The 24,178-nt window shown below is 68.3% G+C and carries 25 protein-coding genes; 15 read left to right on the forward strand and 10 right to left on the reverse strand.

All coding sequences use genetic code 11. From position 1 onward, the window contains the following. Window positions 1-22 precede the first annotated feature (22 nt). The 3 genes from AC5Y4S_RS29015 to AC5Y4S_RS29025 all read left to right on the forward strand — a co-directional run bounded on the left by AC5Y4S_RS29015 (window position 23) and on the right by AC5Y4S_RS29025 (window position 3,409). Window positions 23-916 (forward strand): LLM class F420-dependent oxidoreductase, encoded by an 894-nt coding sequence (locus AC5Y4S_RS29015; RefSeq protein WP_500035973.1) that lies wholly within the window; start codon window positions 23-25, stop codon window positions 914-916. Beyond that, the gene (locus AC5Y4S_RS29020) at window positions 913-1,383 is read left to right on the forward strand and encodes a nuclear transport factor 2 family protein (RefSeq protein ID WP_500035974.1); all 471 of its coding nucleotides are present in this window, start codon (window positions 913-915) and stop codon (window positions 1,381-1,383) included. Before AC5Y4S_RS29015 ends, AC5Y4S_RS29020 begins: the two co-directional genes overlap by 4 nt. Before the next feature lie 280 nt (window positions 1,384-1,663). Then, window positions 1,664-3,409: a molybdopterin-dependent oxidoreductase gene (locus tag AC5Y4S_RS29025; RefSeq protein ID WP_500035994.1), complete on the forward strand. Its 1,746-nt coding sequence runs from the start codon at window positions 1,664-1,666 to the stop codon at window positions 3,407-3,409. Window positions 3,410-3,455: 46 nt separating this feature from the next. Here the strand turns inward: AC5Y4S_RS29025 and AC5Y4S_RS29030 are convergent, their stop codons facing one another. Then, window positions 3,456-3,884, reverse strand: coding sequence for a type II toxin-antitoxin system Rv0910 family toxin (locus tag AC5Y4S_RS29030; RefSeq protein WP_500035975.1), 429 nt, complete (start codon window positions 3,882-3,884; stop codon window positions 3,456-3,458). A gap of 83 nt (window positions 3,885-3,967) precedes the next feature. Beyond that, window positions 3,968-4,525, reverse strand: a complete 558-nt coding sequence (locus AC5Y4S_RS29035; protein ID WP_068112056.1) for a hypothetical protein — start codon at window positions 4,523-4,525, stop codon at window positions 3,968-3,970. A 235-nt stretch (window positions 4,526-4,760) separates the two neighbouring features. On the opposite strand from AC5Y4S_RS29035, the gene AC5Y4S_RS29040 reads away from it, so the two are divergent. The 3 genes from AC5Y4S_RS29040 to AC5Y4S_RS29050 all read left to right on the forward strand — a co-directional run bounded on the left by AC5Y4S_RS29040 (window position 4,761) and on the right by AC5Y4S_RS29050 (window position 7,675). Continuing rightward, window positions 4,761-6,584, forward strand: coding sequence for a DUF4407 domain-containing protein (locus tag AC5Y4S_RS29040; RefSeq protein WP_500035976.1), 1,824 nt, complete (start codon window positions 4,761-4,763; stop codon window positions 6,582-6,584). Window positions 6,585-6,704: 120 nt separating this feature from the next. Then, window positions 6,705-7,049 carry a DUF732 domain-containing protein gene (locus AC5Y4S_RS29045; protein WP_068112063.1) on the forward strand — a complete coding sequence of 115 codons (345 nt, stop codon included), beginning with the start codon at window positions 6,705-6,707 and terminating at the stop codon, window positions 7,047-7,049. Between the two features lie 173 nt (window positions 7,050-7,222). After that, on the forward strand, window positions 7,223-7,675 hold the full coding sequence (locus tag AC5Y4S_RS29050; protein ID WP_500035977.1) for a DUF6941 family protein: 453 nt from the start codon (window positions 7,223-7,225) through the stop codon (window positions 7,673-7,675). Between the two features lie 79 nt (window positions 7,676-7,754). Here the strand turns inward: AC5Y4S_RS29050 and AC5Y4S_RS29055 are convergent, their stop codons facing one another. After that, window positions 7,755-8,549 (reverse strand): DAPG hydrolase family protein, encoded by a 795-nt coding sequence (locus AC5Y4S_RS29055; protein ID WP_500035978.1) that lies wholly within the window; start codon window positions 8,547-8,549, stop codon window positions 7,755-7,757. Then, window positions 8,549-9,889, reverse strand: coding sequence for an FAD-binding oxidoreductase (locus AC5Y4S_RS29060; protein WP_500035979.1), 1,341 nt, complete (start codon window positions 9,887-9,889; stop codon window positions 8,549-8,551). Before AC5Y4S_RS29060 ends, AC5Y4S_RS29055 begins: the two co-directional genes overlap by 1 nt. A gap of 42 nt (window positions 9,890-9,931) precedes the next feature. Here AC5Y4S_RS29060 and AC5Y4S_RS29065 point away from each other — a divergent pair, with 42 nt between their 5' ends. Then, on the forward strand, window positions 9,932-10,711 hold the full coding sequence (locus AC5Y4S_RS29065; protein ID WP_500035980.1) for an IclR family transcriptional regulator: 780 nt from the start codon (window positions 9,932-9,934) through the stop codon (window positions 10,709-10,711). 75 nt (window positions 10,712-10,786) lie between these two features. Here the strand turns inward: AC5Y4S_RS29065 and AC5Y4S_RS29070 are convergent, their stop codons facing one another. From AC5Y4S_RS29070 to AC5Y4S_RS29095, 6 genes are all read right to left on the reverse strand, one after another. Further along, window positions 10,787-11,050 carry an ANTAR domain-containing protein gene (locus AC5Y4S_RS29070; protein ID WP_500035981.1) on the reverse strand — a complete coding sequence of 88 codons (264 nt, stop codon included), beginning with the start codon at window positions 11,048-11,050 and terminating at the stop codon, window positions 10,787-10,789. Window positions 11,051-11,242: 192 nt separating this feature from the next. After that, the gene (locus AC5Y4S_RS29075; RefSeq protein ID WP_500035982.1) at window positions 11,243-12,607 is read right to left on the reverse strand and encodes a wax ester/triacylglycerol synthase domain-containing protein; all 1,365 of its coding nucleotides are present in this window, start codon (window positions 12,605-12,607) and stop codon (window positions 11,243-11,245) included. Between the two features lie 118 nt (window positions 12,608-12,725). Continuing rightward, window positions 12,726-13,088, reverse strand: a complete 363-nt coding sequence (locus tag AC5Y4S_RS29080) for a carboxymuconolactone decarboxylase family protein (RefSeq protein ID WP_500035983.1) — start codon at window positions 13,086-13,088, stop codon at window positions 12,726-12,728. 6 nt (window positions 13,089-13,094) lie between these two features. Continuing rightward, the gene (locus AC5Y4S_RS29085; protein WP_500035984.1) at window positions 13,095-13,514 is read right to left on the reverse strand and encodes a DUF302 domain-containing protein; all 420 of its coding nucleotides are present in this window, start codon (window positions 13,512-13,514) and stop codon (window positions 13,095-13,097) included. Between the two features lie 31 nt (window positions 13,515-13,545). Then, window positions 13,546-13,815, reverse strand: coding sequence for a metal-sensitive transcriptional regulator (locus tag AC5Y4S_RS29090; RefSeq protein ID WP_500035985.1), 270 nt, complete (start codon window positions 13,813-13,815; stop codon window positions 13,546-13,548). 227 nt (window positions 13,816-14,042) lie between these two features. Further along, window positions 14,043-15,263 carry a CaiB/BaiF CoA transferase family protein gene (locus AC5Y4S_RS29095; protein ID WP_500035986.1) on the reverse strand — a complete coding sequence of 407 codons (1,221 nt, stop codon included), beginning with the start codon at window positions 15,261-15,263 and terminating at the stop codon, window positions 14,043-14,045. A gap of 221 nt (window positions 15,264-15,484) precedes the next feature. On the opposite strand from AC5Y4S_RS29095, the gene AC5Y4S_RS29100 reads away from it, so the two are divergent. The 8 genes from AC5Y4S_RS29100 to AC5Y4S_RS29135 all read left to right on the forward strand — a co-directional run bounded on the left by AC5Y4S_RS29100 (window position 15,485) and on the right by AC5Y4S_RS29135 (window position 24,143). Further along, a complete protein-coding gene (locus tag AC5Y4S_RS29100; protein ID WP_500035987.1) occupies window positions 15,485-16,351 on the forward strand; it encodes a mycofactocin-coupled SDR family oxidoreductase in 867 nt (288 codons plus the stop codon). 85 nt (window positions 16,352-16,436) lie between these two features. After that, window positions 16,437-17,375, forward strand: coding sequence for a thiamine pyrophosphate-dependent dehydrogenase E1 component subunit alpha (locus tag AC5Y4S_RS29105; protein WP_500035995.1), 939 nt, complete (start codon window positions 16,437-16,439; stop codon window positions 17,373-17,375). Window positions 17,376-17,379: 4 nt separating this feature from the next. Further along, window positions 17,380-18,378 carry an alpha-ketoacid dehydrogenase subunit beta gene (locus AC5Y4S_RS29110; protein WP_500035988.1) on the forward strand — a complete coding sequence of 333 codons (999 nt, stop codon included), beginning with the start codon at window positions 17,380-17,382 and terminating at the stop codon, window positions 18,376-18,378. Then, window positions 18,371-18,607 carry a lipoyl domain-containing protein gene (locus AC5Y4S_RS29115; RefSeq protein WP_067158941.1) on the forward strand — a complete coding sequence of 79 codons (237 nt, stop codon included), beginning with the start codon at window positions 18,371-18,373 and terminating at the stop codon, window positions 18,605-18,607. Before AC5Y4S_RS29110 ends, AC5Y4S_RS29115 begins: the two co-directional genes overlap by 8 nt. A 17-nt stretch (window positions 18,608-18,624) precedes the next feature. After that, the gene (locus AC5Y4S_RS29120; RefSeq protein WP_500035989.1) at window positions 18,625-19,503 is read left to right on the forward strand and encodes an enoyl-CoA hydratase-related protein; all 879 of its coding nucleotides are present in this window, start codon (window positions 18,625-18,627) and stop codon (window positions 19,501-19,503) included. Between the two features lie 19 nt (window positions 19,504-19,522). Further along, window positions 19,523-21,058: an acyl-CoA synthetase gene (locus tag AC5Y4S_RS29125; RefSeq protein ID WP_500035990.1), complete on the forward strand. Its 1,536-nt coding sequence runs from the start codon at window positions 19,523-19,525 to the stop codon at window positions 21,056-21,058. Window positions 21,059-21,072: 14 nt separating this feature from the next. Beyond that, a complete protein-coding gene (locus AC5Y4S_RS29130) occupies window positions 21,073-22,446 on the forward strand; it encodes an aromatic ring-hydroxylating oxygenase subunit alpha (protein ID WP_500035991.1) in 1,374 nt (457 codons plus the stop codon). After that, on the forward strand, window positions 22,443-24,143 hold the full coding sequence (locus AC5Y4S_RS29135; RefSeq protein ID WP_500035992.1) for an FAD-binding protein: 1,701 nt from the start codon (window positions 22,443-22,445) through the stop codon (window positions 24,141-24,143). Before AC5Y4S_RS29130 ends, AC5Y4S_RS29135 begins: the two co-directional genes overlap by 4 nt. Window positions 24,144-24,178 lie beyond the last annotated feature (35 nt).

Here is a 24,178-nt window from a genome sequence, read left to right on the forward strand (position 1 = left end):
CCACCTGTTAGCTTCGGTTGCCATGACGGCTTCCCCGAAAATCGCGGTCCTGGCCCCCGTCGCCGAAGGCGTCACCGCGGATCCGGAATGGATGGCGAGCTTCGCGGGCCACCTGGACCGGTGCGGGTTCGAATCGATCGTGGTCGTCGAGCACACCGTGCTGGCCACCCGCTACGACAGCGTCTACCCGTACGACAGCTCGGGGCGGGTCGGGCTGGCCGCCGACTGCCCGATACCCGACCCGCTCGACATGCTCGCCTTCTTGGCCGGGCACACCAGCCGGCTGCGGTTGGCCACCGGGGTGCTGGTGCTGCCCAACCACCACCCGGTGGTGCTCGCCAAGCGGGCGGCCACCGTCGACGCGCTCTCGGGCGGACGGCTGCGGCTGTGCGTCGGGGTGGGCTGGCTCAAGGAAGAAATCGAGGCGTGCGGCACGGAATTCGACAGCCGCGGCAGGCGGGCCGACGAGCAGCTGGTCGTGTTGCGGGCGCTGTGGGCCGACACGCCGCAGGGGGTGTCGCACCACGGCGAGTTCTTCCACTTCGACGACGTCGTGTGTTATCCCAAACCCGTTGCCAGGGAACGACTTCCGATCTACATCGGCGGGCATAGCAAGGCGGCGGCCCGCCGGGCCGGGCGGTTCGGCGACGGCCTGCAGCCGCTCGGCGTGGCCGGCCCCGAGCTCGCGTCACTGATCGCCCTGATGCGCGACGAGGCGTCGGCGGCCGGCCGAGACCCGGCGGCGCTGGAGCTATCGCTGGGCCACGCCGTCACCAAGATCGACGCCGAGCGCGCCGGCGCCCTCGCCGAACAGGGGGCCGACCGGATCGTGCTGTCGATGCCGCCGACCGCCGACATCGAGGAGGCCAAGGACGCCCTGTCGGCGTGCGCCCAGCGGCTGTCATTGGCCTCGTGACCCTCTCAGCGGCCGACCGCGCGGCCCTCAGCGATCTGGTGCACCGATACGCGGCCCACGTGGATGACCGTCAATTCGACTCGGTCGCAACACTTTTCACCGAGTCCGCCGAGCTGGCGGTGCCCGACCCGCCGGACGCGCTGGAGCCGGTCCATTCCCACCGCGGCCGCGAGGCGATCGGCGTCGCGGTGGCCGCCGTCGCCGCGGTCGCCCGCACCGAACACGCCATCGTCGGTGAGGTGTACGACGAGACCGAAACGGGCGGAAGCGCCGTCGGGCGGGTCGCGTGCATCGCGCACCACTGGAGCCACCGCGGGGACGAGGTGCTCGACGTGGTCTGGCATCTGCGCTACGACGACGAGTACCGGCTGACCGACGCGGGCTGGCGGATCAGCCGCCGGACCCTGACCATCAACGCGATCGAGACCCGGCCGGTCCGCCGATTGCGGCCGCACGGCCCCGCCTGACGCGGCATCTTTCCCGACGGCTTCCAGAGGGTTATGCCCAAACTCACAGCGACCGCCAAGGAACCGAGCCTGCGGTAGAAAATCGTCATTCCGCAGGCAGTTGCGGAAACCCCCATTGTGACCCAGGCGGATTTTGCCCGTTAGCAACTATTGCCGACGTTGTCGAGCGCAGAGCGGCGCCTTCCTTCCCGAACGAGTCCAATTTATCCAAGTCCATTCGGGTAATTTCGGGCGCGTGACGAACACCGAACATCGGGACAGCGCCGTGGCGGCACTCGCGGTGGGCACGCCGCTGACGTCAATCCCCGATTACCGCAACGAAATCCACACCGCCGAGGACACCATCGACGTCGAGGCGTACGGCGGCGGTTTCGACCTGACCCGGCGTGCGACGGCGCCCAAGCTGCGTGTCGGACGCGACAAATGGTTCAACCTGCTCTGGCTCATCCCGATCGGCTTTGCGCTGTTGGTCGTCGGCGTGGCGATCGGCAAGGGCCTGCACAACATGCCGGCGGTGCAGTCGTTCATCCAGCGCTACCCGGGGACCGACGCCAGTTCCGCTGGCAGCCCGGGCCTGCCCGCCTGGATCGGGTGGACGCACTTCTTCAACCTGTTCATGATGATGTTCATCATCCGGACGGGGATCCAGATCCTTTGTGACCATCCCCGGCTTTACTTCAGCCGCAACGCCACCCCGGGCAAGGACGAGTGGCTGCGGGTCGGACCCCCGGTGCCGGACGACGAACTGTGGACCGCCAACGCCGACACCGTCGCGCTGCCACCGCAATTCGGGTTGCCGGGGTTTCGCCACTCCATCGGGCTGGCGCGGTGGTGGCATCTCGGCGTCGACGTCCTGTGGCTGGTCAACGGGGCGGTCTTCTATGTGCTGCTGTTCGCCACCGGGCAGTGGCGACACATCGTGCCGACCAGCTGGGACGTGTTTCCCAACGCCGCCTCGGTGGCGATTCAGTATCTGTCCCTGGACTGGCCTAAGGACAACGGGTGGGTCGCCTACAACGGCCTGCAGTTGCTGGCGTACTTCACCACGGTGTTCGTCGCCGCGCCGGCCGCGTTGATCACCGGCCTCGGGATGTCCCCGGCCTTGTCGCAGCGCGTCCACTGGCTCAGCAAGCGGCTGAGCATTCAGCACGCGCGCTCCCTGCATTTCCTGGTGCTGGTGTACTTCCTGTTCTTCATCCTGGTGCACGTGACCATGGTCTTGACGACCGGCGCGCTGCGAAACCTCAACCACATGTTCGCCTCCCGCGACGACGACAGCTGGGTGGGCTTCTTGATCTTCGCCGCGGCGATGATCGTGACCGCGATCGCGTGGGTGTGGGCCACCCCCTTCACCATTCGTCATCCCCGGGTGATCCAGCGGGTCGGGTACGCGCTCGTCGGCCCATTCCAGCGCGCGCTCGAGCAGCTCGACCCCAAGCCCGGCGCCTTCACCGAGAAGGACATCTCGCCCCACCACTGGCGCAACGGCCGCCTGCCCGAGACCGTCGAGTACAAGGAATTGGAGGCCAACGACTTTCGCGATTGGCGGTTGAAGGTGTACGGCCTGGTCGAGCACCCCATGGAATTCTCCCTCGACGACCTGAAGGCGCTGCCCTATCACGAGCAGATCAGCCAGCACTTCTGCATCCAGGCCTGGTCCGGCGTCGCCAAGTGGGGCGGCGTGCAGATGAAGGCGATCATGGACATCGTCAAACCGCTGCCCGGGGCGAAATGGGCGGTGTTCTATTCGATGGGCCTCGGCGCCACCGGCGGTATCTACTACAACGCCCACCACATCGGCCAGATGGACCACCACATGACGATGCTGGCCTACAACATGAACGACCAGCCGCTCCCCTACATGCACGGCAAGCCGCTGCGGCTGCGCAACGAGCTGCAGCACGGCTTCAAGCTGGTGAAGTGGATCAAAGGGATCGAGTTCGTCGCCGACTACCGCGACATCGGCAGCGGTTACGGGGGCTACAGCGAGGACCACAAGTATTTCGGGCGGCACCAGACGCTGTAAGCGGGCTAAGCCGTTTCCGCAGAGGGCATTTCGCAGCGGATAGTCGCTACTGCAGGTTCGCCAAGTTGTTGACCGAATTGCGAATGTCCGAGCGCAGCACCCTGGCGACCAGTCCCCCGACCGGCCCGCTGAGCACCCCGCCCTTGAGATCCGCCGTGAGGTGAAACTTCGATCCGGGATCGTCGTCGGAGATCGTCACGCCCACCCCGATCCGGATCCCGCCGCGGCCCCGGCCTTGCAGCTCAACCGCTTTCGGTGCGTCGTAACAGGTGACTTCCCAGTGGATGATGTTGCGGAAGCCCTTGACCTTGATGCACGACGAAACGCACGTGCCCTTCTCGATCGTCGACGGAACCGGGCCGCGCCAGCCACCGAAAATCGTCAACCACTCATCGAACCGGCGCAGGTCGGACGCCAGCTTCCAGGCGGTTTCGGGCGGCACATCGGACGCCATCGAAACATCTACTCGTGCCAACGGTTCTCGCTCCTCGTCAGGCGGTCACGGACGTTGCAACCGCATACCCGCCTGTCCCGAAGGGATAAACCCGGCGCGCCGGCTCAGGGCCAGGCCTCCGCCAACTGGTGGGCCACATCGATCACTTGCGCTGCCTGCGACTGCGGCGAGTCGATCTCCTCGGCGACGTACGCGGCGATGAAGCGACGGATCTCGCCGTCGACGCCCGCCAGGATGCGCAGCACCTCGCCGCGGAAGGATTTCGACGACACGTTAACGGTGATGTCGGAGGGGCGCGGTTTGGCGACATCCACGATCAGCAGCAGGGGCTCGGCGGCCCGTGCCGTGGCGCGCAGCGCGATGTCTCCGGAAACCACGAAGCGCTGCTTGTCGAGCCGCAGATCCAGCAACAGGTCGAGGGCCAACGGGATGTGAATGACGAATGTGATCTCATCCCCCAGACGCCGGGTCACCTTGGGATCGTGGATCTTGACGTTGGCGCTGACCTTGGCGATCCCGCCGGGGCCCTGGGCGATGGGCTCCATGGCGAACTCGTTGCCCGCGATGTCGGCGAACGCGGCGGCGACACGCTCGGGGGTGACGGCGACCTCGAAGAACCTGCGGCCGAACTCTTCGTAGGTGACATAATCGTGGTTTGGCATAGGCTTATACCGTCTCACGTCCCCTGCCGGAACCGCCGCTGATCTGCTCGCGTCGCAGCAAATTCGAGCCAGGCGTGGCCCCGGCCCAGGCTGGGCGGACCCGATGGGTATCACGAGGATGTGACCCCGCACCCACCCCGTTGCGCTGTGAACATCACCACACGCGTGGCGCCTGGATTCGGTGCGCCGGCCGCCGGCCTGGGAGGCTGGACTGACTTGGAGGTGTTGAGAGCTGATGTGCGCCCAGGAAGCTACTGCGTCGCGCTCGTTCAAGTCCCGGATCCAGGGACCGCTCACTTGGCTCGGCGGCGGCCACCGGCGCGAGCCCGGTGAAAGCCACGAGCGGCAGGCTCAGGCCGAGGAAGGCCTGGCCGGCGCGGTCGTGTTGCTCGCGGCCGCGCTGGCCTGGCTGGTCGCGGGGCTGGCGTTGCGGGAGTCCACCCGCTGGCCAACGCTCGCCGTCGTGGCGCTGACGCTCGTCTTCGGCCTGCTGGTCGGCGCGGTGACCCGCGGCACGGCCGGCGGACCCCGGCGGCGCTGGCCCGGCGTCGTGGCTCGCGGGGCCGTCGCGATCGCCGTCGGGGTCGTTGTCGGCGAGCTCGCCTCCCTCGTCATCTTTGCCAGCTCGATCGACCACCGGCTCGACGAACGGGCGCTGCGCGACGCCGACTCGGCGCCGGCCGTCGTGCGGGCTTCGGCCTCGCTGCAACAAACCAGGGACGCGCGGGCCGGGCTCGAGCGCGCCGTCGCGCAGGCCCGCGAACGCCAGGACCAGGCTTTGGTCGTGGCACGCTGCGAGTACAACCCCACGCCGCCATGCCCCCAGACCCGGATCACCGGCGTGCCCGGGGCCGGGCCCGAAACCCGAACCGCGAACGAGCTTCTCGCCGACGCGCAGCACGAACTGGACAACGCGTTGGCGACCCGTGACCGCCAGGCGCCCGAACTGGACGCCCAGGTCTCCCGCGAGGAGCAGGCCTTGACCCGGGCGCGTCAGGACGTGGCCGCGGACGCCGGCCGGGGGCTGGGCGCGCGCTGGGTCGCCATGAACGAGGTCACCCTGGCCGGCGCCGGGCCGTTGGCGCTGCGGCTGGCGGCGATCGCGTTCTTCGCGCTGTTGTGCCTGCTGCCGCTGATCCTGCGGCTTTGGCGTGGCGAGACGACGCACGACCGGCACGCGACCGCGCGGGCCGAGCGCGAACGGGCCGAGATGGAGGCCGAAACCGCCATCGCGATCAAACGGGCGCAGGTCCGCCGCGAGGCCGAGATCATGTGGGCCGAGCACCAACTCACCCAGGCCCGGCTCGCCATCGAGGCGCAGACCGAGATCGACCGCGAGCAGCAGCGCCGGCGGGTGATGGACGCCCTCGAGGCGCCGGTGCGCGCGTCGTCGCGGCGTACGTTCGAGCCGGTGCAAGACGACATCTACCTGCCGATCGCGGCGGAGGCGGAGGCCGCCAGCCGGGCGATCGCGCCGTTGCCCGCCGACCAGCAGGAGCCCGAGGTCGAGGTGCCACCCGAGACCCCCGCGAACCTGCCCGCCCCGGTCGAGGCGGGCGGCGACGTCGCGCCGCACGAGGAGCGGGCGACGCCGCTGATCCCGTCGCTTCCGGACGCCACCAAGGCCGCCGCGCGCTGGATTCGCCCGCTGGTCCCGCCGTTCGTCGCCCGGGTCATCGACAACACCACCCAGCCGCTGCGCACCGCGCGCCACGTGTTCGAAGAGGTTGAGGAGATCACCTTCGCGCTCAAGCGAACCCGCAAGGTGACGCTGGACTCGGAAAGCACCGATCCCGGTGAGCAGGCGCCGCCGCGGTCCGCGACCGACGAAGCCCCGCCTGCGACCGCACGGATCTCGTCTTCGCGCGGCGACCGCGGCGCGGGCACACCGCACCGGGTCGGCGGCCACCAGCGGCGCTCGGGGCGCCCGATCGCCGCGAAGGACGTCGAGGACCTGGCGGTGGCGGGGCGCGACCGCAAGGCCGAGCTGACGCAGCGGGAGGGGCCGGGCGAGCTGCGTGCGCCCGAGGGCCCGCGGCAGCTACCGCCCGGGGAATGACGCCGGCTGCGCGGCGCCCGACTCCCCTCGGATTTTTCATCGGGCGGCCAGCTGCCGTTAAAGTCCCGTTGGCCGCAACGGATGGCGCCCTCAGCGCCCCTTTGCGAGAATCACCGAACTATGAGACTCGTACTGTTGATGGCAAGTGCCGCCCTGGTGATCGGTACCGCCGCCCCGGCGTACGCCGACCCTGACGCCAAGGATCAAAGCTTCCTCAACGCGCTCACCCAGGCCGGGCTGACCTACCTGAACGCCGACCGTGCGATCACCGCCGGCAAGCAGGTCTGCAAGTCGGCGGACGACGGGATGACGGGCGAGGAAATCGTCAAGAACCTGCAGGAGAAAAACCCGGGATTCCAAGGGCCCGGGGCCGCCAAGTTCGCGGCGATCGCGGCCTCCGCGTACTGCCCGGAAAAGCTGACCCAGACCGAGGAAGGCGAATCGCCGAAGCCCGCCGGCGCATAGCGAACGACCGTTTCGCCCGGCACCCGCGCGGGTGCACGGCCGCGATGCCTTGTCCGCGCGAAGGTATGATCCTCCGGATAACGACGGGGGAAGGATCTCGTGGATCTCGAGGCGGCGGAGATGGCAGGGCAGGGTCTCGCGGTGACAACCGCTAAGGCGATCGCGGCTCCGGCGTGAAGATCAGCCTGTTCCTTGCGGACGCGGCGCAGGCCGACGTCCAATCCGGGAAGGTCAATGCCCTCGGGCTCGGGTGGCGGCAGTGTCAAACACCAACGCCCGCTTTCGCTTTGGTGCTTTTCCTGGACATCGACTGGGACGAGACCAACAAACCGCACAAGCTGACGTGTCAATTGTTGACCACCGACGGTGAGCCAGTGGTGGTGATGGGAACGCAAGGGCCACAGCGGATCTCTTTCGAAGCCTCGGCGGAGGCCGGGCGTCCCCCGGGGGCGATCCACGGCACGTCGGTCCGCATGCCGCTCACGCTCAACATCCCCGCGGGAATACCCCTCGAGCCCGGCCTTTACGAGTGGCGGGTGGAGGTGGAGGGCTTCGAGCAGGCCACGATGGTCGAGGCATTCGTGGTGGTCGGTGCGCCACACCAGCCGGCGGCGCCGTCAATTTGATGCCCAAGCCGCGCGAGTGCAACCGGCGACGCGCCACTCGAGAAACGTGTTGCCAGTGGCACTCTCGCCACGGTGCGCCCTATTCGTCGGCGAAGGCGCCGTAGAGCTCGGGCAGAAAGCCCGCCAGGTGGTTCATCTCCTGCGCACAGTGCACCAGCAGGTTGCGGGCGGTCGCCTCCGGGGTGCCCAGCACCCGCGAGGCGAACGGGCGAACCGCCCGCGACGCCACGTCCGGAGCGTTGCGCACGGCGATGTGCGCTCCGCCCATCCAGAACCGTGATCGCATCTCTGCGCCGTCATGCGTCGAACGGATGTGATGGATGAACCATCCCGTATCCACCGGGGCGTCGGCCGAGCCCAGCCGAGCGCAGATCGACACCGCTTCCGCGCTGTCGGGCGGGCAGCCCAGGGTTGTCGGCTCGACGAATTGAATTGCGCCGTTGAGCAATGTCGAGCCGATGTACTCACTGATCATCGACCAGCGGCCGATGTACCGCTGGTCAGCCTGGCCGTCCTTCCAGGCGGCGGACAGGTGCGCCCGCGGGTGCCACAACTTGTAGCGGCGGGTGTCGCAACCGTGCCAGCCGAACCACCACGCCCACATCGCGGGGCTGACGCCGGGCATATCGGTGCGCACCGAAACCTGAAAGCCGCCGTCCTCGAGGATGCCGTAGCCGTTCTCGGTCTGGTGGTACCCCTCCTCGGCGACGGTTGCGGCGTCATCGAACGCCAGCAGCGCCATCCCACCCTGCGGGCCATGCTGAAGCGCCTCGACGACGTGCTTTGGCAGCGGGTCCATTTCGGGCTTGAAGAACTTGCCGAACGGCGTGTTCACGTCGTCGCCGCGGTAGCCCAGGTATAGATCGCCGGACATCAGAGCCTTCCCATCCAACTGTTGAACAAGCCGTCGGGGTCATAGGTGGCGCGCGCCTGGTCCAGGCGCGCCATCGCCTCGTCGGTGGCGAACTTCGCCGGCCGGTTGCCCAGGTTTTCGTCGGCGAGCTGGATTCCGGTGGCCAGGTGCGACATCGCCGCCATGTTGGATCCGGCCCAATCGCCGTACTTCTCGTCGTCGGCCGCGTCCTTCCACGAGCCGTAGAGCGCCAGGTAGATCTCGTCTTCCACGCTGTAGGCCATGTCCTGGCGCGGCGGCGACGGCCCCCAGTTCAGCCAGAGGAAGTGCGACGGGGCGGGCGGCATGGTTTGCAGGATCGTCCGGATGCCCGGCAGCAGCTGCTCGGCGGACGCGGAGGTCCACATGTTGTCGGCCGTATAGCGGTGGTCGTTCAGGTAGTGGGTCATCACGGCGGTGTACCAGGTGGGCAGGTCGCTCGGCATGTACGGGACGGCGAGGAGCGCTTTGTCCACGACGGGGCAGGTGCCGAAGATGGCGAGGGCCTGTTGCGCTTCGTCCTCCGTGTCGGCGAACGCCGGGGACGCGAAGGCGATCGCAGGGCTGTCGATGCCCATCTCCGGGAGGCTGCGCGTCGCGATGGCCTGCATCTCCACGCGGCGGTCCACCTCGGCGCTGATGCTGCGGGCCCAGGTGTAGACCTCGTCGGCGAGGTCCCACGGATAGACGTAGACGCTGGTGCCGCAGATGGCCGGGCGCGGATACAGCTTCAGGTAGAACGACGTGACGACGCCGAAGAAACCCGGGCCGGCCCCGCGGGCGGCCCAGTAAAGATCTGCGTGATTGTCTGCGTCGCAATGGATCTGCTCGCCGTCGGCGGTAATGACGTCCAGGCCGACGACGCTCTCGCACGCCGGGCCGAAGATGCGGCTGTTCCAGCCGTAGCCGCCCTGTAGCAGATAGCCGCCCAGACAGACGCCCTTGCAGTGGCCGCCGGGAAAGAACAGGCCCTGCTCCTCCAGGTCGGCCATGAGCAGGCTGCCGCCCTTGCCGGGACCGACGACGGCGAGGCCCTTTTCGGCGTCGACCGTGGCGTGATCCAGGCGGCTGACGTCGAGCAGGACGGCGCCGTCGCGCAGATGGCTGGCGGCGAAGCTGTGCCCGCCCGACACGATGCTGACCTTGTGTCCGTTGGCCTTGGCATAGCGGATGCCGGCGATGATCTCGGCGGCGTCGACGGCCTGGACGATCACCTCGGGGTAGCGTTCGGGCACTCGCTCATGCCACACCGTGCCGCGCCGGGCGGCCTCGTACCCGTCATCGCCCCGGAAAAAGTGCCGCCCGGCTGGTAGCGCGCCCATGGGGAACTCCTTTGATCCGCATTTCGGCTCTTTTAGTCCGCAATGCGGATCACTATAGTGGACGCGTGCCAAATAAGAGCGTCTGAGGGGGAGATTTTGCCGACCGGTCGCGACGAAGGAATCCAGGTCCTGCGCCGGGCCGCCGCCGCGCTGGACGAGATCGCCGCCGAGCCGGGGCGGCTCCGCCTGGTCGACCTCGGCGAGCGACTCGGGCTGGCCAAGTCGACCGCTCGCCGCTTGCTGGTCGGCCTGGTGGAAGTGGGATTGGCGAGCGTCGATGCCCAGGGGCACTTTTCGCTCGGCGACCGCCTGCTGGGTTTCGGCGGGGCCGACGGGGAACAGATCGCGACGATCTTCCGCCCGACGATCGAACGGGTGGCGCGCGCCACCGACGGCGAAACGGTCGATCTGTCGATACTGCGGGGCCAGCGAATGTGGTTCGTCGACCAGATCGAATCGCCGCACCGGCTGCGCGCGGTCTCGGCCGTCGGCGTCCGATTCCCGCTGGCATCGACGGCCAACGGAAAAGCGGCCCTGGCGGCCCTCGACGCCGCGGAGGCCGAGGCCGTCCTCGCGCGCTTGGGCGCCGGTGCGACCGAGGAGCTGCGTGACGAGGTGGCCGAGATCAGGCGCACCGGTGTCGCTTTCGACCGCGACGAGCACACCCGGGGAATCTCGGCCGCCGCGATCGCGCGGCGCACCGCCGGCGACAACGTGGTCGCGATCTCGGTTCCCGCCCCCACCGCACGCTTTCGCGAAAAGGAGCAGCGCATCCTCACCGCGTTGCGCGCGGCGGCCGCCTCGCCCGCATGGACGCGGTGACCACGTGAACGGCCGGCTGGCGACGGCCGCGGTACCCCCCAGGACCCCGGCCGGCGCCAAGTCCCTAGCCGCCGCTCAGCAGCTCACCGCCGATTTGGTGAACAGAGAACCCCACTCGTGCCGAGCGGCGGACTGCGCGTCGGTGAAGCTCGGCGTCTTCTCGCCGTCGCCCGCCAGGTGGACGAGCGCCCACGCCATGGCGAATACCGGAACCTTGTGACGCGATGCGGCACTGTGCAATTCGTCCAAAGCCACCTGCGAAGGGCATCGGCGAAGTCCGATCAAGATCCCCCGCGCGGTGTCGAGAATGCGGCCGGAGTTCGGGCCGTACGCCATCATGCTTTCGATACCTCCTGTTGCGCCCGAACGGAATCCGCCACCCGGATGGCGGCCACAGAACCCGTGCGGTACGCATCGTCGCGCCTTGTCCCCTAAAAGGCGCCCTATGCCCATGATTTGTGGATCGAAGGCGTTGTGCCAGAGCAGCGCTGGAATCGAGATGGGCTTGTGACCGATCCGGGACCGCGCGAATCAGCCTGCGAGAGCCAGCACTTCGTCGAAGCCGGCCACCAGGGCGTCGTAGAAGACGTCGAAATCCGGTATGGCAGTGGTGTCGACGTCGATGCCCAACGCGCACTTGTCGACATAGGTGAGCAGCGTGACGTTGACCGCCGAGCCGATGGTCGGTCCGAAGGCGTACTGCGCGCGCACCGGTGCGCCGCCCAGGAACACCGGCACCGGCACCCCGGGCACGTCGCTGGCGACGAAGTCGACATGGCGCAGCACCGATCCGATGTACCAGCGGGGCATCAGGTTGAGCACCCCGGCGATCCGCTGCGTGTAGGGGACGGATTTCTCGTTGCGCACGGCGGCGGCGCGCTGATGGATTTCCTCGATGCGCGCCGCCGGGTCGGCTTCACCCGCGGGCACGTCGAAGCGCATCAGCGTGATCCGGTTTCCGCCCATGTCGTCGGCCTTGGCCCGCAGGCTGATCGGCATCGACAGATGCAGGTCGCCGATTTCGACGCCGTGCTTCTCGTGATAGCGGCGCAGCCCGCCGGCCACGCCCGAGACGAACGCGTCGTTGAGCGCGCCACCGCAGCGGTGGGCCGCCTCGCGCAGTTGCGGCATGGGCACCTCGTGCACCATGAGATGCCGGATCAGGCCACGGTCGGTCACCAGCGGAGAGCCGGGGCGACTTATCGGCCGCATCAGCCGATAGACCGACCCCGCCACGGCCGCCGCCGATCTGACCGTCGCGACGGGCCGGCGCGCACCGTCGTAGACGAGCCGCGGTGCCGCTTTAGCCGCGCCGGCAACGGCGTTCGCGAGTAGGCCGGCGTCGTAGCGCCAGGTGTCGCGGTAGCCGGTGACCCATGACGGCCTGGACGCCTCCGGCTCGGGCGGCAGCGGCTCGTGTTCATACAGGTCTTCGGAAAGGTTGAACAGGCTCATCGCGATCTGCACGCCGCCGATCCCGTCGGTGAGGGCATGGTGGAACTTGCAAATCATCGCCGCGCCACCGTTTTCCAGGCCGTCGATGAAGGTCGTCTCCCACAGCGCGCGGGCCCTGTCGAAGTCCTGCATCTCGGCCAACCGAGCCATCTCGAGCACGTCGTCGAGCGTGCCGGCGCCCGGCGCCACACCGCGCCGGACGTGGTAGTCGAGGTCGAAGTCGGGGGCGTACTCCCAGCGGGGCGGGGCCGGGGGCGGCGAGGGCACCACCCGTTGCCGAAACATCGGGAGTTTGCGGCTGATCAGGTCGAAACGTTCGCGCACCGCGTTCCAGTCCGGGGACCGATCCAGCAGCACGACACTGACCACGGTCGATCGCAGCCGCGGATCGGTTTCCATCGCCCACGTGAAGGCGTCGCTGTTGCGCAGAAATGCAGTCATGGTGTGCTCCGGGCCTAAACCTACGACTCGGGGCGGCAAAGGTCAGCACATCATTGGCAGCCAATGACTTTGGTCCCACGACATCGGGCCATTCGTCCGGGCGTCTAATGTCGCGGGGTCATGCCCCCGGCGCGGCGTCGGCGAATTCGCAGAAGGCCGTGTAGGCGCGAGCGCCGTAAATGGTGGCCGGCCCGCCGTGCATGAGGATGGTGACGCCGATGGCTTCCGCGGCCTCCTCCCGGGTGGCGCCCGCACGCGCGGCCGCCTGGGCGTGCGAGGCGATGCACCCGTCGCAGCCCTGGACGATCCCGATCGCCAGCGCCATCAGCTCTTTGACCTTGTGGCTCAGCGCCCCATCGGCCAGGGCCGCACCGCTCAGGGCCGCGAACCCCTTGTAGACCTCGGGGATTTGCTTACGCAGCTCCCGGTGCTGGGGCAGCAACTCCTGCAGGACCTCGTGATGATGATGTTGGTCTGACATGGCGGCCTACTCCGCGGTCACCGGCGAAGCGCTCTTGAGTGACTCGATCGCCGCTCGCAGCCGGTCCCCGACCTCTTCGGCGACCGGACGCAGTTCCGGCTCACCGGTGACCTCCACCAGCAGCCCAGGATTCATCGCCTCGACGAGCACCCTGGCGGCGTCCTGCGGGTCGGCGCGCACGACGACGTTGCACGGCAGCAGCAGGCCGATCTGGCGATTGGCCTGCACGGCGCGATGCGCCAGCGGCGGGTTGCAGGCGCCGAGGATCAGGTAGTCCTCCATGTCGTGGCCGAGCTTGGCCTTCATCGTGGCCTTCACGTCGATTTCGGTGAGTACGCCGAAGCCCTGCGCCGCGAGTGCCTCGCGGGTGCGCGCGACCGCGTCCTCGAATGAGGTGTGCAGCGGCGTAGCGATTGCGATGTCCATCATGATTCCTTCCATTCGTCCCAGATTGCGCTCAGGCGAGCGCAAGGAACAGCTTCTCCAGCTCGGCCTCGCTCAGCGGCGCCGAGCCGTCGGCGGTGGTACCCGTGACGCATTCCCTCAACCCGGTCGCGACGATCTTGAACCCGGCGCGATCCAGCGCGCGCGAAACCGCCGCGAGCTGGGTGACGACGTCCTTGCAGTCGCGTCCCTGCTCGATCATCGAGATCACCCCGGCCAGTTGCCCTTGGGCGCGGCGCAGCCGGTTGAGCACCGCGGCGATGCTGTCTTGATCACCCACCATGTGAATCCCTCCGTCTCCCCCTTGCCACCACCGGTACCCGAGGGGGTATTGGCCGACCTTCCTCCAATATACCCCACCGGGTATCAGCTGTCATCCCTGCGCACCGAGCCGAAAGGGGTCGACGATGCCGACGACCGACCTCACCCACGACACATTCGGATCACCGATCCCCGACAACCCGCTTGTGCTGGTTGATTTTTGGGCCGCGGCCCGGTGAGGCGTTGGCCTTAGAGGATGGCCCCGAGGTCCTTTGCCCTGGCGATGTCGTCCCAGTCGACGTCGAGCTCGAGCAGGATCTCTTCGGTGTGCTGCCCGTGCTCCGGGGCGCGCGCGGGAGCCGGCGGCGTCTCGTCGAATTGAACGGGCGCCGCGACGATCCGGTATTTCTCGCCGTGGTCGTCGACGTTGGTCACCACGTAGCCGTTCGGTTCCACCTGCGGGTCGTTGAGGGTCTCCCGCGGCGTCGCGAGGGCGCCCCACACCCCGGGTTCGTCCGCGAGCACCTTGCGCCAGTGCGCAAGGTCATTGCGCGCGAACGCGTTCGCGAAGATCTCGGTCGCCGCGGCCGCATTCGCGATCAGGTTGCTCGACGGCACAAACCGCTCGTCGGTGGCCAACTCCCCCAGGCCCATCCGCTCACAGAAGCCCGCCCAGAACTTGTCGGGCTGCAGGAAGACCAGCTGAATCCACCTGCCGTCCTTCGTCTTGTACCGATTCACCAGGGGATTGATGGCCAGTCCGGGCGGGGCGCCCGGGATGCCGTCGATGTCGAAGAAATCGGCCGCCGAGATCGACGGCGCGATCGCCCACATCGCCTGCGCCAGCAGCGAAGAATCGACAATTGTCGGTTCGCCGGTCCGCTCCCGGTGGAACAACGCCGCACACACGCCGCCGGCCAGCGTCGCACCACCCTGCAGATCGCCGAACCCCGGGCCCTGGACCGCCGGCGTGTCGGTGCCGAACGGCGTGAGTGTGTAGGCCACCCCGCCGCGGGCCAAGTAGGTGGCGGCGTCGAACCCTCCGCGATCCCGGTCCGGACCGCGGACCCCGAGCCCGGTGCCGCGCGCGATGATGATCTTCGGGTTGAACCCGCGGACGTCCTCGACGGTGAGCCGGGCCCGTTCGAGCGCGCCGGGCAGCCAGTTGGTCAGGAACACGTCCGCGCTGGCCAACAAGCGGCCGAACAGGTCGCGGCCGACCTCGGACTTGATGTCGATGGCGATGCTGCGTTTGCCGCGATTGCCCAACTCGAGGATGAAGTCGGCGTCCGGGCGGGCCGCTTCGCGGGTGAAACCACCGACCACCAGCGCGCGTCCCGGATCCCCCGCGGTGACGCCCTCCACCTTGATCACGTCGGCGCCCCAGTCCGATAGCGCCGCCCCCGCCGACGGCACGTACGTCCACGACGCCAACTCGACCACACGGACACCGCTCAGCACCCCAGGCACGGCAGCCGCCTTTCTTGCTATTTTAAGTATTCTAGCTACTCTAAGGGATATCGACAGCCCGGCTGCGGCCACGCGCGGTTTTCGTGGAAGAGATGCGATGGGGCAGACCATGGGTCCGACCCCGCTCCGCGCTGCGGTTGGCGCGCGCCTTCCCGATTCTTTGGCAGCGAATAGCTTTGGCCCCCAACGTGGGTCGCTGATTTAGGGCGAAGGAACGGGATATGGGCAGGGTGACGGGCAAGGTGGCCTTGATCAGCGGGGCCGCGCGCGGGCAGGGCCGTTCGCATGCGCGGCTGCTGGCCGCGGAGGGCGCCGACATCATCGCGGTGGACATCTGCGCCGACATCGAAACCAACGAGTACCCGCTGGCCCGGCCGGAGGATCTCGACGAGACCGCGCGGCTGGTCGAAAAGGAAGGGCAGCGCGCGCACACGGCGATCGCGGACGTGCGCGACCGGGTGGCCCTGGCCGCCGCGATCGATCAGGGCGTGGCCGAGTTCGGCCGTCTCGACATCGTCGTGGCCAACGCCGGCATCTGCCCGCTCACCGCGGGCCTTCCGCCCCAGGCGTTCGCCGATGCCGTCGACGTCGACCTGCTCGGGGTGCTCAACCTGGTGCACGCGAGCCTCAAACATCTGCAAGCGGGGGCGTCGATCATCGTGATCGGGTCCAACGCGGCGTTCATGTCGTCGCTGAACACCGGCGGCGGCGTGACCGGGGGCCCCGGAGGAGCCGGCTACGCCTTCGCGAAACTGGCTGCCGCGCATTATGTCCACGACTTCGCCTTGGCGCTCGCGCCCTTCAGCATCCGGATGAACGCGGTGCACCCGACGAATGTCAACACCGACATGCTGCACAGCGCACCGATGTACCGCGCGTTCCGGCCGGACCTGTCGGAACCCAAGCGCGAGGACGCCGAACCGGTCTTCCCGGTGGTCCAGGCGATGCCCATCCCCTACGTCGAGCCCGAGGACATCAGCGAGGCGGTGTTGTTCCTCGCCTCGGACGCGGCGCGGTACGTCACCGGCCAACAGCTCCGCGTGGACGGGGGCGGCTTCCTGAAGGTCAAGCCGTGGTCGGGCACGTAAGACTGTGCCGCGCAACGGAAGTGGAGGGACCTGAGTGAGCGACGGTCGATCCGCAACCGACGTGCAGCGTCGCCTCTACGAACTCATGGTTCTGATGAAGGCGGCCGACGACCGGCTTTCCAAGGGCATCGGCACCGGCGAGTTCATGTGCGTGTACTGGCCGTCGCGCGGCCAGGAGGCCATCGCCGCCGCGATGGGGGTGTCGCTGCGGGCCGACGACCAGTTGGTGACGACCTACCGCGGGCTGCACGACCTGATCGGCAAGGGCGTCCCGCTGGAGGAGATCTACGGGGAGATGATGGGGCGCACCGTCGGCGCGAGCCGCGGCAAGGGCGGCACCATGCACATCGCCAACCCCGCCAAGGGCGTCATGCTCTCGACCGGGATCGTCGGCGCCGGGCCGCCGGTGGCCGTCGGGCTGGCGATGGCCGGCAAGCGCAAGGGCCTCGACCGCGTGACGGTGGTCAGCTTCGGCGACGGCGCCACGAACACCGGCTCGTTCCACGAGGCCGCCAACATGGCCGCCCTGTGGGACCTGCCGCTGGTGTTCGTGTGCCAGAACAACCTGTTCGCCGAGATGACGCCGACCTCGGACACGATGAAGCTCGAGCACGTCGCCGAACGGGCGGCCGGCTACGGCATGCCGGGGGTGCGCGTCGACGGCAACGATCCGCTGGCGGTGAAATCGGCGCTGGACGAGGCGCTGCGGCGGGCGCGCGCCGGCGCGGGACCCACGTTCATCGAGTGTGTGACCTTCCGCTTCCGCGGCCACTACTTCGGCGACCGGATGCCCTACATCCCCAAGGAGCAACTGGCCGCCGCCATGGCGGCCGACCCGGTGCCCCGCTTCCGCAACCACCTCGCCGAAGCCGGCGTCTGCGGCGCTGACGAGCTCGACCGCATCGACGAGGAGGCGTCGACGGCGGTGGAGAACGCGCTGGCGACCGTCATGGCCGCCGAGGCGCCCTCGATCGACGAACTCGACCACGACGTGTACGCGACCCCGATCAGGTACCCGGTGTAAACGCATGGACGACAAAGAGATGACGATGCGCGAGGCGCTGAACCTCGCGCTCGACGAGGCGCTCGCGGCCGACGACCGCGTCTTCCTGCTCGGTGAGGACATCGCCGATCCCGGCGCCTCGGGACCGACGGCGGGCCTGTCGACGAAGTACGGCCACGAACGCGTGCTGGACACGCCCATCTCCGAGGCCGCGATCGTCGGCGCCGCGATCGGTGCGGCGATCGACGGGATGCTGCCGGTGGCCGAGATCATGATCATGGACTTCATCGGCATCGCCGCCGACCAACTGATCAACAACGCCGCGAAATTGCGCTTCATGACGGCCGGACGAACGACGGCGCCGATCACTATCCGCACCCAGGTCTACGCCGGGCTGGCCACCGGCGCCACGCACTCGCAGAGCCTGGAGGCGTGGTTCATGCACATCCCCGGCATGAAGGTGATCGTGCCGTCCACTCCTCGCGACGGGAAAGGCCTTCTCACATCGGCGATCTTCGACGAGGACCCCTGCCTGTTCGTCGAGACGATCCGACTGCAGGGCAAGAAGGGTCCCGTGCCCGTCGAACCCGGGTTCTCGATCCCGCTGGGCCAGGCCGACATCAAGCGACCCGGCACCGACGTAACGCTGATCGCCTACGGGCGCCCCGTGCACGACGCGCTCGCGGCGGCGGACACGCTGGCAGAACAGGGCGTCAGCGCCGAGGTCGTCGACCTTCGCACGCTGGTGCCGCTCGACGTCGAAACCATCGTCGAATCCGCGCGCCGCACAAGGAGAGTCGTGGTCGTGCACGACGCCGTCCAATTCGCCGGCCCGGGGGCCGAGATTGCCGCCACCTTGCAGTCGGAGTTGTTCGGGGAGCTGGCCGCGCCCATCGAGCGCGTCGCCGCGCGGTTCGTCCCCAACCCGGCGGCCGCGGCGCTCGAGGCGCAGGTGTACCCGTCACCGGCGCGGATCGTCGCCGCGGCCCAGCGAACCTTAGACCGGGCCAAAGTCCATGGCTGACTTCGTCATTCGTATCCCGCGGGTGTCGGTGGCCGTGTCGGAGGCCGAGCTCACCGGCCTACTCGTCGACGCCGGCGAGCGCGTGGAGGAGGGCACGCCGATCTACGTGATTGCCACCGAGAAAGTGGAGCAGGAAATCGAGGCCGGTGCCTCGGGCATCGTGCAGTGGACCGGACAGGTCGGGACCACCTACGACATCGGCGCCGAAATCGGCGTCATAACGTCATAAGAAAGGGACGCAAACACATGGATCTCAACGAGACCCGCGAGAGAATCGTCTACGAAAAGGAAGGTCCGATCGCGCGCGTCACGCTCAACTGGCCCGAGAAGGCGAACGCCCAGGACCAGAAGCTGGCCGAAGAAGTCGACGCCGCCCTGCTGGACGCGGACCGCGACTACGACATCAAGGTGTTGATCCTCAAGGCCAACGGCAAGGGCTTCTGCTCCGGACACGCCATCGGCAACAACGCCGTCGACTACCCGGCGTTCGTGGAGGGCGCCAAGGTCATGGGCACACCGTGGAAGCCGCAGACCGACCTGTTCGTGAAGCCCGTGTTGAACCTGTGGGAGTTCTCCAAGCCGACCATCGCGGCCGTGCACGGCTACTGCGTCGGCGGCGGCACCCATTACGGGCTGACCACCGACATCGTCATCGCCGCGGAGGACGCGTACTTCTCCTATCCGCCGCTGCAGGGCTTCGGCATGCCGTCCGGTGAATGCTCAATCGAGCCATGGGTTTTCATGAACTGGCGGCGGGCGGCGTACTACCTCTACCTCGCCGAGGTCATCGACGCGAAAAAGGCCCTGGAGGTCGGTCTGGTCAACGAGGTCGTTCCGCGCGACCAACTGGAATCGCGGGCCGACGCCATCGCCCGCCACATCGCCCAGGCGCCGATGACGACGCTGCTGGCCACCAAGGCCAACCTGAAGCGGGCCTGGGAGCTGATGGGCATGCGGGTGCACTGGCAGAGTTCCAACGACCTCGTCGCGCTGGCGTCGATCAGCAAGGACGTGCAGGAGCTGATCCAGACCGTCTTCAAGGACAAGGTGCTGCCGTCCGAGCAGGCCCGGCGCCAGGCGGCGGCGGCAGCCTCGGCCACCGACGGCGCGGCGCCGGCGAGTTGAGCCCTCGCGAGGTCCACCGGTGAACATCGCCGACCACGCGAGCACCGCCGCCGAGTCGCCGGCCCTCCTCGTCGCGGACGGCGGCACGATCACGTACGGCGACCTGTACGTCAAGAGCCAACGCGTCGCGGCCACCCTTCACCAGGCCGGGCTGCGGCGCCGCGACGGCGTCGCCCTGGTGCTGCCGAACCGGCCCGAGTTCTTTGAAATCACCTGGGGCTGCCAGCTTTCCGGGCTGTACTACACCGCCGTCAACACCCACTTCACCCCCGACGAGGTCGCCTACGTCATCGACGACTCCGACGCCAAGGCGGTGTTCGTCGACGCCTCGATGGGTGACCTCGCCGCGCACGTGCGCGCGGCCAACCCTCGCGTCGGGATCCACGTGTCCGTCGGGGGCGCCCTGCCGGGCTGGCAATCGTACGACGACGCGTTGGCGGCGGCGGGCGACGCCCCGCCGCTGTCGGACGGGTCGGAAATGCTGTATTCGTCGGGCACCACGGGACGGCCCAAGGCGGTTCGGCGGTCGCTGCCGGCCGACGGCAACGGGTCGTGGGCCCAGTCGGTGCTGGAGCTGGCGCTGATCCACAAGTACGGGATGGACCGGTCCAGTGTGTACCTCTCCCCCGCACCGCTGTATCACGCGGCAGGGGTGAACTACACCATGGCGGTGCACCGCGTCGGCGCCGCGTCGATCCTGATGCGCAAGTTCGACGCCGAGGCGGTGCTGCGGCTGATCGAGACCCACCGCGTCACCCACGCCCAGTTCGTGCCGACGATGTTCGTGCGCATGCTCAAGCTGCCCGAGGCGGTGCGGCGCAAGTATGACGTCTCGAGCCTCGAATGCGTGATCCACGCCGCGGCCCCGTGCCCGGTGGACGTCAAGCACCGGATGATGGAATGGTTCGGTCCTATCATTTACGAATATTACGGGGGCACAGAGGGATTCGCCGGCACGACGATAGACCCCGACGAGTGGCTCGCTCATCCGGGGTCGGTCGGCAAGCCGTTCAGCCCCGTTCACGTGGTCGGCGAGGACGGGGTCGAGCTTCCGGTGGGCCAGTCCGGCGAGTTGTTCTTCGAGGGCGGGCCCGACTTCGAGTACTTCAAGGACCCGGCCAAGACCGCGTCGGTCTCCAACGAGCGGGGCTGGCGATCGCTCGGCGACATGGGGTATGTCGACGACGACGGATACCTCTACCTCACCGACCGGTCAACGTTCATGATTGTCTCGGGCGGGGTGAACATCTACCCACAGGAGGCGGAGAACCTGCTGGTCATGCATCCCAAGCTCGTCGACGCGGCGGTGTTCGGCGTGCCCAATGAGGAGTTCGGCGAGGAGGTCAAGGCCGTCGTGCAGCCGGCCGACGGCGTCACGCCCGGGCCCGATCTCGAGGCGGAGCTCATCGCGTACTGCCGGGAGCACCTGGCGGGTTATAAGTGCCCGCGCACAGTCGAATTCGATCCCGAGCTGCCCCGCGACCCCAACGGAAAGCTGTACAAGAGGCGCATTCGCGAACGCTACTGGCAAGGGCGGGCGTCACGGATCGTATGAACGAGGGAACGGACATGGTGACTACCGAACGCACCCACCCCGACGTGAACTGGGCGCCGCTGCCGGTGCCGTGGGCGGTTCAGCGGCCCGATCGGATCCCGAAGCAGCGGTACTACGACCCGGAGTTCTACGCCCTCGAGGCCGAGTTGCTCTGGCCCCGCGTCTGGCAGATGGCCTGCCGCCTCGAGGAGATCCCGAAGCCCGGCGACTACGTCGAGTACGAGATCCTGGACGACTCCGTCATCGTCGTCCGGCTGGACGCCGAGAACGTGCGGGCCTACCACAACGCGTGCCGCCACCGCGGAGTAAAGCTGGTGGAGGGCAACGGAAACCGCCGCACCTTCGTCTGCCCGTTCCACGGCTGGTGTTGGGCCATCGACGGCCGCAACACCTTCGTGCTGCGGCCCGAGGAGTTCGCCGAGGAAAACCTGAGCCCCGACGACCTGCAACTCGTCCCGGTCAGGTGTGAGCTCTGGGGCGGTTGCGCGTGGATCAACCTCGACGACGACGCGCCGCCCATGCGGGACTGCTTCGAACCGTTCGCGTCGATCTACGACGCGTGGAAAGTGGAATCGTTGCGCGTCGAGTGGTGGCAGGCGTGCCGGCTGCCGGTGAACTGGAAGCTGGCGACGGCCGCCTTCATGGAGGGCTACCACGTCCCGCAGACCCACCCGCAGCTGCTGCCGTCCTCGATGCCCAGCACGTCGAAACCGCCGGGGCTGGCCCAGACCAACCTGTACTTCATGCGCACCCTCGGCGAGGGCATGGCCGGAATGACCCACGAGAACGACGTCCGCATCGCCGAGGGCCTGCAGACCATGGAGTTGCCGGCCGACCCGGCCGCGGCGATGGCCACCTGGCGGGCCGCGCTCAACGACGCCATCGTCAAGTGGCATCGGGCCCGCGGCTGCGACATGCCCGACCTCAACGAGCTGGAGCGGCGCGGCATCACCGAAGCGATCAACTTCTGCTTCCCGCACTATTTTCTGCTGCCCCAGTACAGCAGCGCTTCGTCGTACCGAATCCGTCCGCTCGGTCCGGAGGAGACGCTGTTCGAGATCTGGTCGCTGACCCGCATCCCGCCGGACCAGGCCACCGCCAAGCCCACGCCACCGGAACCCATGGCCCCCGACGACCCGCGCTGGCCGCCCATCCCCGCCCAGGACTTCTCCAACCTCCCGCGTCAGCAGAAAGGCCTGCACTCTAAGGGGTTTGACTACATGCGACTGTCGGACCGGATCGAAGGGCTGATCTCGAACTTCGAACGCGTCATCGACGGCTTCCTGGCCGGCCTGCCCTATGACGCGCTGCTACCCGCGATCCAAAAGACCAACACCACCATCGACGTGCCGATCGCCGACCTGGGACTCAGCTCGGAGGCGCGATGACCACGCGCTGGGACCGCTCCGTCGACCTGCTCATCGCGGGCAGCGGCGGCGGCGGCATGGTGGCCGGGCTGGCCGCAATCGACTGCGGGCTCGAACCCCTGATCCTCGAGAAGCAGGCGCTGGTCGGGGGCTCGACGGGGCTATCGGGCGGCATCGTCTGGCTGCCCAACAACCCGCTGATGCGGGCCGAGGGCATCGCGGACTCGCACGAGGACGGCCTGGCCTACCTGGCCGACGTGGTGGGCGACATCGGCGCCCCCTCCTCGCCCGCGCGCCGCGAGATGTTCCTCACCGCGGGCTACGAAATGATCAATTTCCTTACCCGCAAAGGCGTTCGGCTGATCCGCTGCGCCGGATGGAGCGACTACTACCCGAATCACAAGGGCGGCAACGAGTCCGGCCGCGCCATCGAAGGGATCCCCTTCGACGCAGCGGAGCTTGGCAGCTGGAGCGACAAGGTGCAGCCGCCGCTGGCCAAGAACTACGGGTTCGTGGTCCTGACCAACGAGTTGCGTTCGGTCCAGTACTACAACCGATCGCCGCGCGCGTTCGCCGTGGCCACCCGGGTGTTCCTGCGCACCGCGGCCGCGCGGGCCCGCCGCCGGCAAATCCTCACCAACGGCGCCTCGCTGATCGCCCAGATGCTCAAGGCGCTCATCGAATTCGGTGACGGGCAGCCCCCGCTGTGGACCAACGCCGCGATGGAAGACCTCATCGTCGAGGACGGCCGCGTCGTCGGAGCCCGCGTCACCTGCGGCGGCGAGCCGCTGAACGTGGAGGCACGCAAGGGAGTCCTGCTGGCGGCCGGCGGATTCGGGCACAACAAAGAGATGCGCCGCCAGTACAGCGGCGATCAACCCAACGAGGCGCAGTGGTCGATCGCCAACGCCGGGGACACCGGTGAGGTGCTGCAGGCCGCCATGCGCCTAGGGGCCAAGACCGACCTGCTCGACGAAGCCTGGTGGCTGCCTTCGGTTTTCATCAAGGACGGCGGGGCCGCGGCCGCCTCCCTCGGCTCGGGCCGGCAGCGTCCCGGTGCCATCTACGTCGACGCGACCGGCCGGCGATTCTGCAACGAGTCGAATTCCTACGTCGAGGTCGGCAAGGCGATGTACGCCAACAAGGCGGTGCCCTGCTGGATGATCTTTGATGACGGATACGTGCGCAGGTACGTCACCAGCACCAACCCGCTCAAGCGCAACCAGAACCTGCCGCCCGAGCTCATCGAGAGCGGCGCGGTCAAACGCGGCGACACCATCGCCGAACTGGCCCGCCAGATCGACCTTCCCGCCGACGAATTGGCGCAAACGATCCAGCGGTTCAACCGGTTCGCCGCCAAGGGCCTGGACCCCGACTTCGGACGAGGGCAGTCGGCCTACAACGACTGCCTCGGCGATCCCGGCTACCGGCCCAACGCCGCCGTCGGCCCGCTCGACCGCGCGCCCTACTACGCCACCCGGGTCTTCCCGGCGGACGTCGGGACGTGCGGGGGCGTCGTCACCAACGAGCACGCGCAGGTCCTCGACGAGCAGGACCTGGTGATCGAGGGCCTTTATGCCACGGGCAACACCACCGCGACGGTGATGGGCCGCACCTATCCGGGCGCGGGCGCCAGCATCGCCAGCTCGATGGTGTTCGGTTACGTGGCCGCGCGGCACGCCGCCGGGCGCAGGATCGCCGGCGAGCGCAGCCGCTAACGGCGCGAGCAGACGCAAACGCTCCCAAAACCCGC

It is taken from the genome of Mycobacterium sp. NGS64, from assembly GCF_059812245.1.